Origin of the sequence: Neorhizobium galegae bv. orientalis str. HAMBI 540 (assembly GCF_000731315.1) — a bacterium.
In the GTDB taxonomy this organism is placed as follows: Bacteria; Pseudomonadota; Alphaproteobacteria; order Rhizobiales; family Rhizobiaceae; genus Neorhizobium; species Neorhizobium galegae.
Window position 1 is genome coordinate 897,438 of sequence record NZ_HG938353.1, and the last position, 16,958, is coordinate 914,395.

Below are 16,958 nucleotides of genomic sequence, written 5' to 3' on the forward strand. Positions count from 1 at the left end.
TGCCGCCTCTTCAGATGGATGAAACCACCCGATTTCGCCCGAGCGATTTTGCCTCGTATAGATTTATATCGGCGGCTCTGAGACATCCATGAGGATCGAAGCCCGGAGCACAGTGGATAGCTCCGATGCTGGCCGATACCGGCACACTCGATCGTGAGGCGGAGCGCACATCCATGCCTTCGATGAGCTCTCGAATATCCTCGCACCACCTCAACATCTCGTCGACGGTCAGGCCACCTTGAAACAGAGCGAATTCTTCCCCTCCGAGGCGGCCCGCTATGTTGAATTGCCCGTCATACGTGGCGAGTATCTGCCCGGTGCGGCGAAGGACCTCGTCACCGGCTGCATGGCCGTGGCGATCGTTGATCGATTTGAAGTGGTCGAGATCCAGAAAAATAAGGGCTCCGGTTACACCCTCCCGGCTGAATGTCTGCAGTTCTTCCATGAAGGCGCTGCGGTTCAACAGCCCCGTCAATCCGTCGTGGCGGGACTGCCGGTGAAGTTCCTCGTAGGCAGCTGCCAGTTTGGCGAGGGCGTCAGAAGCCATGGCTTCCGCACGCCGGATTCGTTCCGACTGGCTGTAAAGCACGGCCGAGGCGGGGATAGAGATGGCAAGCGGGCAAACGATGGTCATCACCAGGCCGGCACCGGCTACTTCCCCGCCCAGCATCGGAACGAAGGCAAACGATAGAGCCAGAGATGCGAGCAGGGATAACAGTCCGGTAAAGAGTGACTTGGCGATAACAATACGCATCGGATGTGCCGCAAGACTTCAAATATCCAGCTTCCTTAGGCCTCATGAATTTAAGATAGGTTGAAACATTCGCTTAAACATCGATCCTGTGCGGCCGATGCCTAGTCCCGCTACCACAGATCGTCACTGTTTATGGTGAGGCAGTGCTGTCGGTCCACGCAGGCGAACTGACCGTGCTGGTCAACCAGCCGCAGGAACGCGTGACACAGGAACGGGACGGCAGCGGGATATGAGCGAGTTCGCTGCCGGCAATACAACCTTTCGCATCCAGCCATTCATATCTCGTTAATCCCCGGGTCCTAATTTCTCAACCATTGATAGAATCATTGGTTGGTCTGGCCATGAAGCGCCCGGCAAATCGCGGCAATGCCCATTAGGGGTGGTGCGTCGCGGACGAGGGCCGGCATGACTTCAATCTCCGTCGTTCAACCTGCGGCTTTGCTGATCCTTCAGCAGGCGAACGCGCAGCCTGCCGAAACTGACGAAGACAAGGAAAAGAAAGCCGATCTCGTCCAGGTGGCGAACGGTATTACCGGAGAGCCCGCTGAAGAGACGCTGAAGGCGGCCTTTGCGATCAGCGTCGCGTTCATGGAGCTGGACGCCAAGGGCGAACTGGCCGTCGAGGCGGCGGAGTTTATCGACTCGGATCAGTTCATGGTCACCGACCTCGCCGTCAAGCAGACGCTGAAGCAGGTGATCTCCGAGAAGGGATGGGAATTCATGCAGCTGGTGAAGCAGCAACAGGAGGCCCATGACGGTGCTATTTCGCGCGAAAACCTCTTCGCAATCGTGCTTCCCCAGATGATCGTCAAGAACCGCGAGCGTTTCACCGAAGACGAGATCGAGCTTTCGGTGAAGTTCGAGGACAAGAGCGGCATCATCGTCTTCATTCCCGACAGCGGGGGGAACAGCACCTATAGCGACCTCATGAAAGCGGTGGCGGAGGAGGAGATCAACGCTGCCAAGACCGGCGACGAGACGGCCTTACGTGAACTCAACATGGAACTCGGTTCATATGCCACCGCCTGGAGTGATGCATTCGGCTTCAAGCCAGGCGATGTATTTATGTTTGTTGACGTGAAGGATATTCTCTACGCAGCATGGATGAAGCCCTAGATCCGCGGCAGATAGGTCTGATAGTCGAAATCCGAGACCGTGCGCAGGTAGCTGATCGCCTCCTTGCGCTTCGTGTCGCCATAGAGCTTCTGGTATCGCGCCCCAAACACGTCGGCGATGAAGGGCGAGGCGGAAAACTCCTCGACTGCCGTCAGGAAATCGTGCGTTAGCTTTTTCGTACCGGCCGGCGGCTCCTTGCCCGGTTCGGTCGCAGGACCCGGATCCAGCGTTTCACCCAACCCAAGAAGCATTCCGCCGAGGATGGCGGTCAGCAGCAGATACGGATTGACGTCGGCGCCGGCGACGCGATGTTCAATGCGGGCGGCCGGCCCTTGAGCGTCCGGAATGCGCACTGCGGTGCCGCGATGGCCGAAACCCCAGTCGATATCGACCGGCGCGAACGAGCCCGGCTGGAAGCGGCGATAGGAATTGGCGAATGGCGCGAAGATCAGCTGCGCATCCCGCATCGTCATCAGCATGCCGGCGCAGACGGATTTGAGCCGCACCGGATCGCCGCCCTTCGCGTCCAGCACATTGTTGCCGTCGCGGTCGATGACGCTTGCATGGACATGCAGGCCGGATCCGGCGTGATCCGCATAGGGTTTCGCCATGCAGGTGGATTTCAGCCCATGCTTCTTCGCCGCCTGTTCGGCAATGCGCTTGAGATAAATGCAATCGTCGGCCGCCGCCAGCGCATCGGGGCGGTGTAGAAGGTTGATCTCGAATTGGCCGGGGCCGAATTCTGCGGTCGTCGCATCCGCCGGCAGTCCTTGAGCCTTCGCCCAGGTCCGCACCGTCTGCAGGTAGTCGTCGAGCGCATCGACAGCGCTCATGTCGTAGAGCTGGAAGCCGTTCGGCTGGTCGCGATAGGTCAGCTTCGCCGGCGGTCGCGGCCTGCCGGTCTCGCGCCAGTCGTCCTGCACCACGTAGAATTCGAGCTCCGTCGCCACGACCGGCGTCAACCCGCGCTCCTCGAAGCGCTTGAGGAGGGCCGCTAGAATGGCGCGCGGATCCATAAAGGAAGGCGTGCCGTCGAATTCGTGCATGGTCGAAAGCACCTGCTTGGACCCTTCCGGCGCCCAGGGCATTGGCGCAAGACTACGCTTGTCGGGAATGCATAGGCCGTCGGGATCGCCGATCGACATGGAAAGCCCGGTGATCTCGTCATTGTCGTAGCCCCAGATGTCGAGCGATTGGGTGGAGGAGGGCAGGCGCACGGTGCCGTCCCAGACCTTCTTTTCGGCTTCGAGCGGGATCTGCTTGCCGCGCAAGTCGCCGTTCATGCCGACGAGCAGGATTTCGATGCGGGGCGGTGCGGAATCGGAAGCCATGAGGAATGTCTTTTGACGGGTGTTGCGGAACTCTGTTCGTAACCGATAAGAATTGACGGCACAATCTAAGGCAGAGAGACAGTCATGACCGATATGCCGCCGCTTTCCAATCTCGCCGCCATCGATGCCGCCCATCACCTCCATCCGTTCTCGGACATGAAGCAGTTGAACGCCAAGGGTGCACGGGTCATCCAGCGCGCGGAAGGCGTCCATATCTACGACTCGACGGGCAGGAAATATCTCGATGCCTTTGCCGGGCTCTGGTGCGTCAATGTCGGTTACGGCCGCAAGTCGATCGCCGATGCCGCCTACAAGCAGATGCAGGAGCTGCCCTACTACAACACCTTCTTCGGCACCACGACCGAGCCGGCGGCGCTGCTCGCCCAGAAGATCGCCTCGCACACGGGCGAAAACCTGAAGCGCGTCTTCTTCACCAATTCCGGCTCGGAGGCGACCGACACCTGGTTCCGCATGGCGCGGGTCTACTGGAAGGCCTTGGGCAAGCCGGAAAAGACCTTGGTCATCGCCCGCAAGAACGCCTATCACGGCTCGACCGTCGCCGGCGCCTCGCTCGGCGGCATGAAGCTGATGCACGAGCAGGGCAACCTGCCGATCGAGGGCATCCACCACATCAACCAGCCCTACTGGTACGCCGAGGGCGGCGACCTTTCGCCTGCCGAATTCGGCCTGAAGGTCGCCCGCGAGCTGGAGGCGAAGATCGACGAACTCGGCGAGGAGCGCGTCGCAGCCTTCGTTGCCGAGCCGATCCAGGGGGCAGGGGGCGTTATCATTCCGCCGGAGACCTATTGGCCGGAAATCGCCCGAATCTGCAAGGCGCGCAACATCCTGCTTGTCGCCGACGAGGTGATCTGCGGTTTCGGCCGTCTTGGGCATTGGTTCGGCCACCAGTATTACGGCTTCGAGCCAGACCTTGCCCCGATCGCCAAGGGCCTCTCCTCCGGTTACCTGCCGATCGGCGGAGTGCTGGTCAGCGACCGCGTCGCCGATGTCATGGTCGAGGAGTTAGGCGATTTCTACCACGGCTTCACCTATTCCGGTCACCCGGTCTGCGCCGCCGCAGCGCTGGAAAACATCCGTATCATCGAGGAGGAGGGGCTGGTCGAGCGCGTCCGCGACGATATCGGCCCCTATTTTGCCGCCGCGTGGAAAAGCCTTGAGGATCACGCGGTGGTCGGTGAGGCCGAAAGCGTCGGCCTGATCGGCGGTCTGCAGCTTGCAGCCGACAAATCCACCCGCCGCCGATATGCAAAGCCCGACGATATCGGCTCGCTGGTGCGCAACCACTGCCTCGAAAATGGCCTCATCCTGCGCGCCACCGGCGACCGCATGCTGGCCTCGCCGGCGTTGACGATCAGCCGTTCGGAAGTGGACGAAGTGATCGAAAAGCTGCGGGCGGCGCTGGATCATCTGAGAGATAGCGTCAGCGGGTGAGCGCCGCCGCGATTCAATGTCCCCCCTTGCGGGGGAGGTGCCCCGGCAGGGGAAGAGGGGGGGCGCGGCATACTCTCCGGCAATTGAGTTCGCAGACCCACCCCCCCTCTGTCACCTCTGGTGACATCTCCCCCGCAAGGGGGGAGAGGGAGTTTGCCGGCCTCTATGTGCCCGGCTCCACCCAGGCATACCCAAACGTGACGCTGTTCCGCCCACCGGAGAAGAGATAGGGCACGGCCTTGGTCGCCGGCGTCAATCTTTCCGCCGCAATCCCGTTCGCCTGCAGATAAGGCCTGAGGGCATCGAGCGTATCACCGCTTTCCTGCCAGACGATCAGCCCCGGCTGGCTTCTCTCCGCCTCGCCGAGCGGCGGCGTCTGCCCGAAGCTTTGCAGCAGCACGCGGGCCTGCGGCAGTTCCAGCCGGGCGCTTCCGGCAAGATAGGGGTCGGCGGTGATCACATAGGCGGGCTTGGCGCCGGCATGCTCCGCCACCGCCTGTTCGATGAACCGCCCGGACGGCAGGTTTTCCTTCGTGTAATTGCCGAATATCGGGCCGATGACATTGCCGAGCGCGATATAGACGACGAAGCCGAGCGCCAGCACGGCCACCGGAAACAGCAGCCGCGGAATGCTGCGGCTCGTCTCCGCATTGGCGGCTTCCAGCTTCAGGCAGAGATAGAGCGACAGCAGAACCAGGAAGGGCGACAGCCATTTTTCGCTGATGCTGGTGGCTCCAAAACCGAGCCCGATCAACCCGACCGCGATCAAGCAAATGACGAGCGTCCGGCCAATCACCCGCGTCCAGTGGTTCGTCGCTCGCCATGCATCGACCAGCGACCGCCGGAAGGCGATCAGGAAAAAGGCGAGCACCGGCAGCCCGCCGGTCAGTATTGCGACGAAAAGCGTGCCGATGCCGGACAGCCGGTCGAGGATGGGGTTGCCCGATGCATCTTCCCGCATCGCCTTGATCGTCCCCGCCGTCGCTTCGCTGAGGTTTCCGAGCACCCACAGCCCGTGCGGCAGGCAGATCACTCCGACCACGGCAAGTGCTGGGATCAGCCGCCAGTCGAGGATGCGCTTGCGCAGGTCCGGTTCCGGCAGGATCGCGAGGATTGCCGCAACCGGTACGATGACGAAATTATACTTGGCGATCAGCCCGAACCCGACCGCAATGCCGGTCAGCAGATACGTCCACAGGCTCGGCCGCGTCAGCGTCTTGAGGAAACCGCAGAAGAACAGCGCGACGGCAAACAGCGTGGCGATCGCGTGCGTCAGGTCCCGCTGCGCCATGACGCTGACCGCCGGCATGGCGATCACCCCGATCATGGCGACGGCGACCAGCCTCTGGTCCTTCAGCAACACCCGCGCCGCCAGCCCATAGACCGCACAAGTGAGAAACAGCAGCAGGTTCTTGACCAGGGCGATCGCCAGGATCGACGGGCCGATCAGGTGGACGATCCCGTATTGCAGCCAGTTGTAGAACGGCGGCTGGCGGCCGTACCCCATCAGCAGGAACTGCGACTGGTAGAGCTGTTCTGCCTCGTCGCTTTCGAGCGCCTCCGATCGCAGCACCCGAAGGATGACCGCGAGCACATAATATGCAGCGATCAGCCAGAGGATGAGGTGGGGACGGCGGGCAAGCGCGTCACTGATGCGCCGCATCGCCCTCATAGACTTCCCTGACGATGTAGCTGAGCGAGTTGTCATCGCGGTAATAGGTGCGGGCGATCATTTCCGCGATAATGCCGGTGGTGATCATCTGCACTGCCGACAGGAACAGCATGACGCCGATGAGGAACAGCGGCCGCGTACCGATGTCGTTGCCCATGACGAACTTGTCGATGAACAGGTAGAAGAGGATGATCGCAGACAGCGCGCCGAGCCCGAGGCCGAGCGAGCCGAAGAAATGTCCTGGCCGCGCCTTGAAGCGCATGAAGAACATCACCGACAGAAGATCGAGAATAACCCGGAAGGTGCGGGAAATGCCGTATTTCGAAACCCCGTGCTGGCGCGCATGGTGGGTCACCGGCATCTCGCCGATCCGCGAGCTCGGCACCACGCCGGCAACCCAGGCCGGAATGAAGCGGTGCATCTCGCCCATCAGCTTGACCTGCTTGATCACTGATCCGCGATAGATCTTCAGGGAACAGCCGTAATCATGCAGCCGCACGCCGGTGATCCGGCCGATCAGCCGGTTGGCGATGAAGGAGGGCACCTTGCGCAACAGCAGCCCGTCCTGGCGGTTCTTGCGCCAGCCGACGAGAAGGTCGAGTTCGCGGCGTTCCAATTCCGCAACCATCCCCGGAATGTCCTTCGGGTCGTTCTGCAGGTCGCCGTCGAGCGTGGCGATCAACCGTCCTTCGGCCTGGTTGATGCCGGCCTGCATGGCGGCCGTCTGGCCGAAATTGCGCTGCAGCGCGACGATCTTCAGGTCTAGGCCGGGGCGGTTCAGCGCTTCGCGGGCATTGGCGATCGTCGCATCGGTGCTGCCGTCGTCGACCAGAATGAGTTCCCAGGTCGCGGCGTAGTTATCCATCGCCACGCAGATCCGCTCGATCAGCGGGCGCACGCTTTCTTCTTCGTTGAAGAGCGGCACGACCAGAGACAGTTCGATCGGCTCGGCCGTCTCGATGAGGCCCGTCACCGACTCTGCTGTTGTACGCACCTTGCGTTTCTCCTAAACCACGGGCTTGAAACGGCACGCCTCGATGGCGGCAAAACCCGGAATATCACATGGGGCACCCTACTATATGAAGAATTCTCCGGTTGCCAGCCGGGCGTGGATAATTCGCCACGCGATGACGCTCGGAACGGTGTCGATCATCCTCGTCTACGCCGCTTTCATCCAGTGGGTCTGGGGCTGGCAGAGCGTCGTGTCTTTGTGGAGCAGCGCCGGCTGGGGCTCAGCGGCAATAGCGCTCGTGCTGCTGCTCGGTACCTATGTCCTGCGCACCTGGCGTATCTACGACTATTTCCCGGCCGAAACCGGCGGTCATTTCGGCACGCTGCTGAGGCTCGTCCAGGTCCATAACCTGTTGAACATCATGCTGCCCTTCCGCACCGGCGAGGCGAGCTTTCCGCTGCTGATGAAGCGTGAATTCGGCCTCGGCGTCGCCCGCGGAACCGCCGCGCTGTTCGTCATGCGCCTCTTCGACCTGCATGCCCTGCTCGCCGCTGCCGGCACCGGGCTGGCGCTGCAGACGGGAAAACTCTGGGCCTGGGCACTCTGGCTCGCCTTCCTCATCCTTCCCGCCATCGCCTTCGCGCTGCGCGGCCAAGCATTCCGTCTTGCGGCCAAGGTTCTGCCGGACAAGGCGAAAAAGCTGCTCGACGAGGTCGAAGCCGGCCTGCCGCTCGATGCGAAAGCCTTCGCCCGCGCCTGGGGCGCGACGCTGATCAACTGGTTCACCAAGATTGCCGTGCTCGCCTGGGTGCTTGGCCTGCTCGGCGGCTTGTCTACCGCTGCAAGCTTCGGCGGCGCCCTCGGCGGCGAACTCTCTTCGGTGCTTCCCGTCCACGCCCCCGCCGGCGTCGGCACCTATCCCGCCGGCATCACCGCCGGCGCCATCGCCTTCGGCGCCGGCACGGCCGGGCTGCCCTTGGCGGAACTCGGCCAAGCGGCAGTCAACACGCATCTGCTGGTGATCATCTCGTCGCTGGTGGGGACGGCGCTGTCCTTGCTGGTGGCGCGGCCGACACGCGATCGCGGCTAGGCCAGTTCGCTCAGCGATACCGCCATGTCCCGAAGTCTCTTGTCGGCGCTTTGCCGCAGCTTGCGAATGAGGCTTTCATCCGCAGTGACGAAGCGAAGGTTTTCCTTCAGCGCAAGGGCCAGATAGATGCAGTCATAAGCCGGATGATCGAGTTCGATCGCGAGTTCGAGACTGGCGTTCAAGATCGGTAGCATTTCTCGCAATTGCAGGTCCGAGCCCTCGATGAGCCGGGCGCCGAAATGTGCCTCTACGGCGGAAAGCTCTCTCCGCCGTACCTTCTTCCAGAGGATGTTGGCGCATTCGACAAGGATCAGATCCGGGGCAATCAGCGCATTGCCGTCGAGTAGGGACAGCGCCTCGGAAGTCCCTGTCTCCTGGATGACCCATTTGATGACGACGCTTGCGTCGACGACGAAGGTCGTCACCGTTCTTGGCGTCCTTCGCGCATCAGCATTTCGGAGGGCGTATGGTCGCGATTGGCGGTCAGGGCTCGAAATTCGGATGCCAGGGTCTCGAAGGTCGGCCGGCTGTGATGAGGGCCATCCCAGCCCATGCCTTCAAGCTCCTTGAAAGCGCGGCGTCGGCGTTCGTTCGTGACCAGATGATGAAGGATCTCCTCCACGGTTGCCGTCGTCGGCAAGCCGGTGATTTCCTTCGCCTCGTTCAAGAGGTCGTCGTCGATATTTAAGGACATGCGCATCGGGAGCCCTCCTGAGAGTCCAGAATATAGTCCTAAATTATGGCGCCGTCACTGAAACGCCGTCTCATAAAAGCTTCTCAGCTTGCGCGAATGCAGTGTCTCGGTCGGCATGGCTGCAAGCTTCTGAACGGCGCGGATGCCGATCTGCAGGTGCTGGCTGACCTGGGTGCGGTAGAAGGCGGTTGCCATGCCGGGCAGTTTCAGTTCGCCGTGCAGCGGCCGGTCGGAGACGCAGAGCAGCGTCCCATAGGGCACACGGAAGCGGAAACCGTTCGCTGCGATGGTCGCCGATTCCATGTCCAGCGCGATGGCGCGCGACTGGGAGAGCCGCTTCACCGGCCCGCGCTGGTCGCGCAGTTCCCAGTTGCGGTTGTCGATCGTCGCGACCGTACCGGTGCGCATGATCCGCTTGAGCTCGAAACCCTGGTAGCCGGTGACTTCCTCGACGGCGCTTTCCAGCGCCTGCTGCACTTCGGCAAGTGCCGGGATCGGGATCCACACCGGCAGGTCGTCGTCGAGCACATGGTCTTCGCGCACATAGGCATGCGCCAGCACATAGTCACCCAGGCGCTGGCTGTTGCGCAGGCCGGCGCAGTGGCCGACCATCAGCCAGGCATGCGGGCGCAGCACGGCGATATGGTCGGTAATCGTCTTGGCGTTCGAAGGCCCGACACCGATATTGACGAGCGTGATGCCGGCATGCCCCTTCTTCTTCAGATGATAGGCAGGCATCTGCGGCAGGCGGACGACCGCATCGGTTTCCGGTTTGTCGCCGCCGGCAAGCGTGACGATATTGCCGGGCTCGACGAAGGCCGTGTAGCCGTCGCCGCCCTTTGCCATCATCTCACGGGCCCAGGCCGCGAATTCATCGATGTAGAACTGGTAGTTGGTGAACAGCACGAAGTTCTGGAAGTGATCGGCACTGGTCGCGGTGTAGTGGCTGAGCCGCGCCAGCGAATAGTCGATCCGCTGGGCGGTGAACGGCGCAAGCGGCGCCGGCTCGCCAGGCACCTGGTCGTATTCGCCATTGGCGATCAGGTCGTCGGTATTGTTGAGATCCGGCGTGTCGAAGAGATCGCGCAGCGAAATGTCGGCGAGTGAACTGGTCGCCGACGCTTCCACATGCGCACCTTCGCCGAAAGCGAAATGCAGCGGGATCGGCGTAGTCGATTCGGAAATCGTCACCGGAACGCTGTGGTTGCGCATCAGCAGGCCGAGCTGTTCCTTGAGGTAATGCCGGAACAGTTTTGGCCGGGTGATGGTCGTCGTATAGACGCCGGGGGACGACACATGGCCGTAGGAGAGGCGCGAGTCGGCGTGTCCGAATGAGGTCGTCTCGATGCTGACCTGCGGATAGCAGGCGCGGTAGCGGCCGGTCACGGCGGCGCCGTCGGCAAGCGCTCCGAACGCCTCGATCAGGAACCGCGTGTTGCGCTCGTAGAGCTCGGTCAGGGCATCGACCGCCTCGACCGGATTGTCGAAAGCGCGCGGCTCGACCGGGCTCGGGCTGATGAAGGAGAGCGGGGATAGGGAAAAGATTCGTGTGTTCATGCGCTATTATAGTGGGAACTCAATAACAATCAAACGACGTCAGAAGGCTTGTGCCGATTGATCCATGAGTTTTAAAGCGCCGCGACGCAGTTCGGCGTCGCGGGATGATAGCAAGGCACGGTCGTGCCGAGATGCACGCGCAGATCGTTGCGCGCCGGAGCTGCGACAAGCGCGGCAAAGGCAAATGCGAAAATGGTCATGATCAGCGTTACGATTGTCAGGCGACGTGCGAGGACGGTCATGGTTCTCTCCCCAAAGCCAATGGCGGCAGAATAAAGGCGCGGGGCTGAATGCGTGCTGAGAGAGGGCTTCATCCTGGGTTCAGAATGGTTAACGCCGGCGGAACAGAACGGGCGTTTGAATAGCCGCACATGACGGCGTCCTTGCCGGAACCATGACCGCGCGCCGTCACCAGGTGATCGGATGTCGCCATGCGTCTTCGAAGCCAATGCCGATCGCGAAAAAGCCGACCCGTGAGGGCCGGCTTTGAAATTGGTTCTATCGGTGGAGACGTCATCCCGTGCATTGGCTGCGACCTGCGCGAGATGCGGTATCTTGAAGCAACTGCTTAGTTATGCGGACGCAACGTACCGTCGTAGTAGTCGCCTTCGTCCTGTCCACCATCCAGATCGGCATTGCCGCTGGTATTATTGTTATACATGTAGCCGGTGCCCGGATAGATGCTGCCGGTCGACATGGTATCAACGCCCTGGCCACGATCCCGGCCGCGATCCTGCTGGATGGTCGGCGGCGACTGCGGCAGGCCGTTCGGGTCAGGATAGACGGCATCCTGTGCCATGGCGGCACCAGTATAACCTGCCGAAATGATAAGAGCGGCAATACCGGACGTCAGATAGGTTTTCATTGTCCTGTCCTTTCCATCTGTTCTTATGGTGCGAAGCGATAGTCGCATCGCTCCGCCGAAGATAGAAATCCCTGGAAGGACGGATCGTTCCAATAGAAATGGAGCGGAGTTGCCACTAAGGGTTTTTCGTCTAGGCGGTGAAAAAGCCTGAAATACCGCGAAAACCGGGCCGTGCGCTGCCAAATGCAGGAATCTCACGAAGAAGAGCATCAACGTGATTGATTCGTGGAAAAGCTTCACTTAATCTTGAAGACGGTGGCTGGTTTCAGAGTCCTGCCACCCACGCACCGGAAAGACGATTGCGACCCGTCTTTCCAATCGGTGTCTTGAATGAACTGCGAATACCAGCCGCGCAAGCGGCTGGTATTTCATTTTTCCATATCTTTTCAGTCTGTCCGATCCCGCACGGGGCAAAGCCTCTGTGCGATTATCGATCGCGAGCGAACTCAAGAATTAGTTCGGGCGATTTGCGCCGCTGTAGTAGTCGCCGCTGTCCAGATCGGAGATACGGTTATCCCGTCCGCCGCCATTGTTGAACGGAAGCTTGCCGTCCTGGCGATCGATGCTGCCGGTGTTGGTGCGATCGATGGAGGTGGAGACGGAAGGCGCAGTCTTCTGAACGCCCTGGTAATAGTCGCCTTCAGCAAGTGCTGCACCGGCGAACGAAACCGAAGCAAACAGGGCTGCGGCGAGTGCGGAAGTCATCTTGGTCATTGTCTTATGCCTTTCAGAGTTGCCCGCGGCAGTGAGTTTGCGACCCGGCCTGCGGACATATGTTTAGTATTTTGAATAACGGCGGTTAGTTCGGACGAACTGCGCCTTCGTAGTAGTCGCCACGGTTCAGGGTGACCGTGCCGTCGAAGGACTGGCTCGAACCCTGGGCGCTGGAGACCGAGCCCGTGTGGCCGTAGCTGACGCCCGGATGCTGGGCCTTCGGAGCCGCCTGATGGCTGGAGGCAACCGACTGGCTGGGAGCCGGTTCGACGGCGCCTTCGTAGTATGTGCCGCCGCTGGCAAGGGCGGCCGTGGCGAAGGAAGCGGTAGCGATCAGCGTAGCAGCGATCGTCGAAGTGATCTTGGACATGGTCCTATTCCTTTTCAGAGTGACCCGCGGCTTTAAAGTTTGCGACCTTGGCCTGCGGATGTGGTTGTCTTGGATGACTTGCGGAGTAGCTCGGGCGAACTTTCAATTAGTTCGGGCGAACTGCACCTTCGTAATAGTCGCCCCGGTTCAGGGTGACCGTGCCGTCGAACGACTGGTTCGACTGGGCGGAGCCCTGAGCGCGAGCGATCGAACCGGTGTAGCCGAAGCTATCGACGCGGGCGCCCTGGACGGACTGAGCCTGCTGGGTGGGCTGTGCGCCTTCGTAATAATCGCCTTCTTCGGCAAGAGCGGCGGTGGCGAACGAAGCCGAAGCGATGAAGGCTGCGGCGATAGCGGAGGTGATCCTGGTCATGATGGTAGTCCTTTCAGAGTGTTCCGCGGCGCATCAGTTTGCGACCTGGCCTGCGGAAATTGTTTATGTGTCTTGAACGTCTGCGGTTAGTTCGGGCGGTTTGCGCCGTCGAAATAGTCGCCGCTGTTGACGTCTGCCTTCTGGGCTTCGGCCTTCTGACCGATGCTGCCGGTCTGGACCTGGTCGGTCGTGACGGAAACCTTGGAGGCGCCTTCGTAATAGTCGCCTTCAGCGAGAGCGACGGAAGCGAAGGAAGCCGAAGCGATGAGGGCTGCGGCGATAGCGGAAGTGATCTTGGTCATTGTGGTAGTCCCTTCAGAGTGTTCCGCGGCTCATGAGTTTGCGACCTGGCCTGCGGATTGTTTGTTTCGGTATCTTGCGTGAGCTGCAGTTAGTTCGGACGAACTGCACCTTCATAATAGTCGCCGTGGTTCAGGGTGACCGTGCCGTCGAACGACTGGTTTGAACCCTGAGCGTTGGAGACCGAGCCCGTGTAACCGTAGCTGGCCGAACCCTGGGTATTCTGATGTATTGACGGATGCTGCTGGCCAGCCGACGGCGGGGTGACGCCTTCGTAATAGTTGCCCTCAGCAAGAGCGGCGGTGGCGAAGGAAGCCGAAGCGATGAGGGCTGCGGCGATAGCGGAAGTGATCCTGGTCATGATGGTAGTCCCTTCAGAGTGTTCCGCGGCTTCAAAGTTTGCGACCTGGCTGCGGATTATTGTTTCGGTGTTTTGAATGAGCTGCGGTTAGTTCGGGCGATTTGCGCCTTCATAATAGTCGCCGCGGCCGATCGGAGCCTGGATCTGGTTGGCGGCCTGTTGATCCTTCGCAATGCTGCCGGTCTGAACGTGGTCGACAGTAGCGGAGGCCTTGGAGGCGCCTTCATAATAGTCGCCTTCAGCAAGGGCGACGGAAGCGAAAGAAGCCGAAGCGATAAGAGCAGCGGCGAATGCGGATGTGATCTTGGTCATTGTCTTTATCCTTGGAGTATGTTCGGTTCGGTCTTGGGGCGAACCAGAGTGAATTTCTGTTTGCGATGCTGATATCGGACCGATCGGTTCGATCCGAAAGCCCCACTTTTGACGACTGCTGTCAACGAAACGTTGACAACCAAAATCGGCTTTTAAAAATGCACGCTAAAAGTGCTAAGCAAGCTAATTTTTTTTGAAATTGCCGCAAATAAACCGATTAAGTTACGGTTTGGTAAGATAATTATCTATGTATATCAAGTGCATAGATAGGTCTGACAGAATTTGCAGCGCCTGCGTGTGTATTTTGGCAGAACAAGGCTTTTTTGAGACTTCTATGTGGCAAAAATTGCGTTCAAGGCCTATTCAAGCTTTTCACAAAACTGTGACATCCAAAAATCCACCGGACTTGGCGGTCAAATCCGATGCCGTTTCCGTGATCATGGTGCCTCTTGTTGGTGCGACGCAGCAAAAAAATCAGGCAGTCCTTGACGTCGCGAGACGAAAAATGGCCGCGGCCCTTGCCGGCGCGACCATCTCTGCACTTCTTATATAAGGAATATGGGACGAGCCGACCTTAGAGGCGCGTCCAGGTCTGCGATTTGCAAAAGATCGCGAGGACACAGCCCTTCATCTTCAGCGAATTGCCGCTGACCGAGCCTGAGCCGCTATAGGTCTTGTCGTCCGCAGGATCGGTGATCTCGCCGCTATATTCGCCGTCCTTGCCGGAGAGCTTGCCGATCTGCTTGCCGGAATGTTTGCCGGTCTTCAGCGTCACGCAATAGGCGGTGTCGCATTTGCCGATCGCTGCGGTCTCGCCGCTGGCGGTTTTCCAATTGCCTTCGATCGGCTCGGCGGCCTGGGCCCCAGCTGCGGCAAGTGTCAGCGCGGCAGCAAGCATCAGTCTGCGCATCATGATTGTTTCCTCCTTTGCTTCCGCCGTCAGACCTTCTCAAGCGATAGACGGCGCGGTTTCCTCTAATTCGCACCCCTTTGCGCGAACCCGGTTCGAAATTTATCTTACCCGTACGTAAAGGTAAATATCGGATTGGCTTGGAAAACGGGGGATTTACAGCGTCGGGGAGGGCCAGGTTTTTCCACAGATCCCCGATGCGACCCGGATTCGTAGTTAGCGATCAGTTTAAATCGATTTCTAAATTTTTCGTAAAAATCTCCGCAAATTCCTTAAAATGCAAGGCATCCCATGTTTAACAAAAAGCCAAGTTTACCAAGCGTTTGTACTTTGTTTTCGTTGAATTAATCATGCTTTTTAGGCGTCTTTTGGAAGGTTGGGCGCATAGTGAAGTCATCAAACGAGCGGGAAAAACCGCCGGCCGGAAGGATCGAAACAGCCGCTTTAAGACGGTGATCCGGACGGAGCCCGAAAGGGCAAAAACAGGGCAGACGACGAACAACAGGCTTTAACAGGGATCAAACCGATGGCACGCTTTGAAATGAACAATTCCGGAATGGCCACCATGGGTGGCGAAACCCGCGCCGACACTTTCTGCGAAATGGGTCTGATGTATGCGACCGGCCGTGGTTGCGACGTCGATCTCGTTTCCGCTCACAAATGGCTCAACATCGCCGCGATCAAGGGCTCCGACCGCGCCGCCGAACTGCGCGCCGACCTGGCCCAGACGATGAGCAAGATGCAGCTGGCCGCAGCCCTTCGCGCCGCTCGCGAATGGATGACCATGCACTGAGCTCCTCGAGGGAGCGCTGTGGTCGAAGAATTTGACCGGCCCCGCAAGAGGGCCGGCGGGAGAACAATCCAAAAGACATCAACCCAAAAGGGGATCGGGAGAGGGCGGTCGGGTCTGGACGGGGACGACGCCTGAAATTGAGACCGCGACCGGCAGGAACAAGGCCGGCGCGGTCATTTTCTTTTGGCCTATAGGCTTTTCAGCACCTTCGGCAGCGCTTCTTCAAGCAACGCCATGTCCGGCTCCGGTCCCGTGCTCACGCGGATGCAACGGTTGAGCGGTGCGACACCCGGCATGCGGATGAAAACGCCGTGCTCCATCAGCCCATCGACGATCGAGCGCGCATAGGCGCCGTCGCGGCCGCAGTCGATCGCCACGAAATTGGTGGCAGACGCCAGCGGCTTCAGACCGTTGGTTTCAGCGATTGCGGCTATCCGTTCGCGCGAGGCCTTGATCTGCCCAATCACCTGGGAGAGGTAGGCTTGGTCTTTCAGCGCCGCGAGCGCCGAGGCGACGCCGATCCGGTTCATGCCGAAATGATTGCGGATCTTGTCGAAGGCCTCCGCCGTGCCGGGCGTCGAGATCGCATAACCCACCCGCGAGCCGGCCATGCCGTAGGCCTTCGAGAAGGTTCGAGTGCGGATGATGTTCGGCCGGTCGATCAGGGCGGCGATATCGGGCGTCGCGCCGGCTGGGCCTGTCTCGCAATAGGCCTCGTCGAGAATCATCAGGCAGGTTTCCGGCAGCGCCTTGGCAAACGCGACGATGCTGTCGGCATCCCACCAGCTTCCCATCGGATTGTCGGGATTGGCGAAATAGACGAGCGGCGCGTTTTCGCGGCGAACGGCTTCCATCAGCCCGTCGAGATGCTCGCGGTCGTCGACATAAGGCACCGTTACCAGCCGGCCGCCGTGGCCTGCCACATGGAAGTTAAAGGTCGGATAGGCACCGAAGGAGGTGACGACCGGCATGCCCGGCTCGATCACCATCCGGACGATCAGCCCGAGCAGGCTGTCTATGCCTTCGCCGACGGCAATATTGTTGACCTGACAGCCCAGATGCGCCGCAAGCGCCTGCTTGAGCTCGAAATTTTCCGGATCCGCATATTTCCAGGTGCCTGCCGCCGCCGCGCCGATCGCCTCGATGACGGAAGGCGCCGGTCCGAAACCGTTTTCATTGGCGCCGATGCGGGCCTTGACCATGAGACCGCGATTGCGCTCGATGGCTTCGGGGCCGACGAAGGGGACGCTGGCGGGAAGGGCGCTGATCAGCGGTGTGAAGCGCGAGAATGCAGGCATGGACTTCAGTTCCGGTTCTCTAAAACCGGCACACAATAAGATCG

Annotated in this window: 21 protein-coding genes; 4 read left to right on the plus strand and 17 right to left on the minus strand. The window is 60.2% G+C overall.

Features of this window, described 5'->3' with window-relative positions:
* Positions 1-10: 10 nt before the first annotated feature.
* Entirely contained in the window at positions 11-754 is a 744-nt protein-coding gene (locus RG540_RS04570) for a GGDEF domain-containing protein (RefSeq protein ID WP_038585092.1), read from the minus strand.
* A 405-nt stretch (positions 755-1,159) separates the two neighbouring features.
* Here RG540_RS04570 and RG540_RS04575 point away from each other — a divergent pair, with 405 nt between their 5' ends.
* A complete protein-coding gene (locus RG540_RS04575) occupies positions 1,160-1,870 on the plus strand; it encodes a hypothetical protein (protein ID WP_038585095.1) in 711 nt (236 codons plus the stop codon).
* On the opposite strand, the gene RG540_RS04580 is transcribed toward RG540_RS04575, so the two are convergent.
* Positions 1,867-3,201, minus strand: a complete 1,335-nt coding sequence (locus tag RG540_RS04580) for a glutamine synthetase family protein (RefSeq protein WP_038585097.1) — start codon at positions 3,199-3,201, stop codon at positions 1,867-1,869. The two genes, RG540_RS04575 and RG540_RS04580, sit on opposite strands and share 4 nt — an antisense overlap.
* 84 nt (positions 3,202-3,285) lie before the next feature.
* Here RG540_RS04580 and RG540_RS04585 point away from each other — a divergent pair, with 84 nt between their 5' ends.
* Positions 3,286-4,653, plus strand: a complete 1,368-nt coding sequence (locus RG540_RS04585) for an aspartate aminotransferase family protein (RefSeq protein ID WP_038585100.1) — start codon at positions 3,286-3,288, stop codon at positions 4,651-4,653.
* Between the two features lie 163 nt (positions 4,654-4,816).
* Here the strand turns inward: RG540_RS04585 and RG540_RS04590 are convergent, their stop codons facing one another.
* On the minus strand, positions 4,817-6,316 hold the full coding sequence (locus RG540_RS04590) for an ArnT family glycosyltransferase (protein ID WP_051909240.1): 1,500 nt from the start codon (positions 6,314-6,316) through the stop codon (positions 4,817-4,819).
* The gene (locus RG540_RS04595; RefSeq protein WP_038585103.1) at positions 6,300-7,319 is read right to left on the minus strand and encodes a glycosyltransferase family 2 protein; all 1,020 of its coding nucleotides are present in this window, start codon (positions 7,317-7,319) and stop codon (positions 6,300-6,302) included. The genes RG540_RS04590 and RG540_RS04595 overlap by 17 nt, the downstream gene beginning before the upstream one ends.
* Positions 7,320-7,404: 85 nt before the next feature.
* On the opposite strand from RG540_RS04595, the gene RG540_RS04600 reads away from it, so the two are divergent.
* The gene (locus tag RG540_RS04600) at positions 7,405-8,367 is read left to right on the plus strand and encodes a lysylphosphatidylglycerol synthase transmembrane domain-containing protein (RefSeq protein WP_038585106.1); all 963 of its coding nucleotides are present in this window, start codon (positions 7,405-7,407) and stop codon (positions 8,365-8,367) included.
* Here RG540_RS04600 and RG540_RS04605 read toward each other — a convergent pair.
* The 12 genes from RG540_RS04605 to RG540_RS04655 all read right to left on the minus strand — a co-directional run bounded on the left by RG540_RS04605 (position 8,364) and on the right by RG540_RS04655 (position 14,826).
* Entirely contained in the window at positions 8,364-8,792 is a 429-nt protein-coding gene (locus tag RG540_RS04605) for a type II toxin-antitoxin system VapC family toxin (protein ID WP_038585109.1), read from the minus strand. The two genes, RG540_RS04600 and RG540_RS04605, sit on opposite strands and share 4 nt — an antisense overlap.
* Positions 8,789-9,067: a type II toxin-antitoxin system VapB family antitoxin gene (locus RG540_RS04610; protein WP_038585112.1), complete on the minus strand. Its 279-nt coding sequence runs from the start codon at positions 9,065-9,067 to the stop codon at positions 8,789-8,791. The genes RG540_RS04605 and RG540_RS04610 overlap by 4 nt, the downstream gene beginning before the upstream one ends.
* A 48-nt stretch (positions 9,068-9,115) precedes the next feature.
* Positions 9,116-10,618, minus strand: coding sequence for an AMP nucleosidase (gene amn / locus RG540_RS04615; RefSeq protein ID WP_038585115.1), 1,503 nt, complete (start codon positions 10,616-10,618; stop codon positions 9,116-9,118).
* Positions 10,619-10,689: 71 nt separating this feature from the next.
* On the minus strand, positions 10,690-10,860 hold the full coding sequence (locus RG540_RS32275; RefSeq protein WP_157884579.1) for a hypothetical protein: 171 nt from the start codon (positions 10,858-10,860) through the stop codon (positions 10,690-10,692).
* 326 nt (positions 10,861-11,186) lie between these two features.
* The gene (locus tag RG540_RS04620) at positions 11,187-11,483 is read right to left on the minus strand and encodes a hypothetical protein (protein WP_038585118.1); all 297 of its coding nucleotides are present in this window, start codon (positions 11,481-11,483) and stop codon (positions 11,187-11,189) included.
* Between the two features lie 453 nt (positions 11,484-11,936).
* Positions 11,937-12,197 (minus strand): hypothetical protein, encoded by a 261-nt coding sequence (locus tag RG540_RS04625; protein ID WP_038585122.1) that lies wholly within the window; start codon positions 12,195-12,197, stop codon positions 11,937-11,939.
* Between the two features lie 85 nt (positions 12,198-12,282).
* Positions 12,283-12,567, minus strand: coding sequence for a hypothetical protein (locus RG540_RS04630; protein WP_038585125.1), 285 nt, complete (start codon positions 12,565-12,567; stop codon positions 12,283-12,285).
* 106 nt (positions 12,568-12,673) lie between these two features.
* Positions 12,674-12,940: a hypothetical protein gene (locus tag RG540_RS04635; protein ID WP_038585128.1), complete on the minus strand. Its 267-nt coding sequence runs from the start codon at positions 12,938-12,940 to the stop codon at positions 12,674-12,676.
* A gap of 86 nt (positions 12,941-13,026) precedes the next feature.
* Positions 13,027-13,242, minus strand: coding sequence for a hypothetical protein (locus RG540_RS04640; RefSeq protein ID WP_038585131.1), 216 nt, complete (start codon positions 13,240-13,242; stop codon positions 13,027-13,029).
* An 89-nt stretch (positions 13,243-13,331) separates the two neighbouring features.
* Positions 13,332-13,601 (minus strand): hypothetical protein, encoded by a 270-nt coding sequence (locus RG540_RS04645; RefSeq protein WP_038585134.1) that lies wholly within the window; start codon positions 13,599-13,601, stop codon positions 13,332-13,334.
* A gap of 87 nt (positions 13,602-13,688) precedes the next feature.
* Positions 13,689-13,913, minus strand: a complete 225-nt coding sequence (locus RG540_RS04650; protein WP_038541431.1) for a hypothetical protein — start codon at positions 13,911-13,913, stop codon at positions 13,689-13,691.
* Between the two features lie 574 nt (positions 13,914-14,487).
* Positions 14,488-14,826: a DUF2147 domain-containing protein gene (locus RG540_RS04655; protein WP_038585137.1), complete on the minus strand. Its 339-nt coding sequence runs from the start codon at positions 14,824-14,826 to the stop codon at positions 14,488-14,490.
* A 523-nt stretch (positions 14,827-15,349) separates the two neighbouring features.
* Between RG540_RS04655 and RG540_RS04660 the strand changes: the two genes are divergently transcribed.
* Positions 15,350-15,616 carry a sel1 repeat family protein gene (locus tag RG540_RS04660; RefSeq protein WP_007758903.1) on the plus strand — a complete coding sequence of 89 codons (267 nt, stop codon included), beginning with the start codon at positions 15,350-15,352 and terminating at the stop codon, positions 15,614-15,616.
* Positions 15,617-15,804: 188 nt separating this feature from the next.
* Here RG540_RS04660 and RG540_RS04665 read toward each other — a convergent pair whose 3' ends face one another.
* The gene (locus tag RG540_RS04665; protein WP_038585139.1) at positions 15,805-16,914 is read right to left on the minus strand and encodes a pyridoxal phosphate-dependent aminotransferase; all 1,110 of its coding nucleotides are present in this window, start codon (positions 16,912-16,914) and stop codon (positions 15,805-15,807) included.
* Positions 16,915-16,958 lie beyond the last annotated feature (44 nt).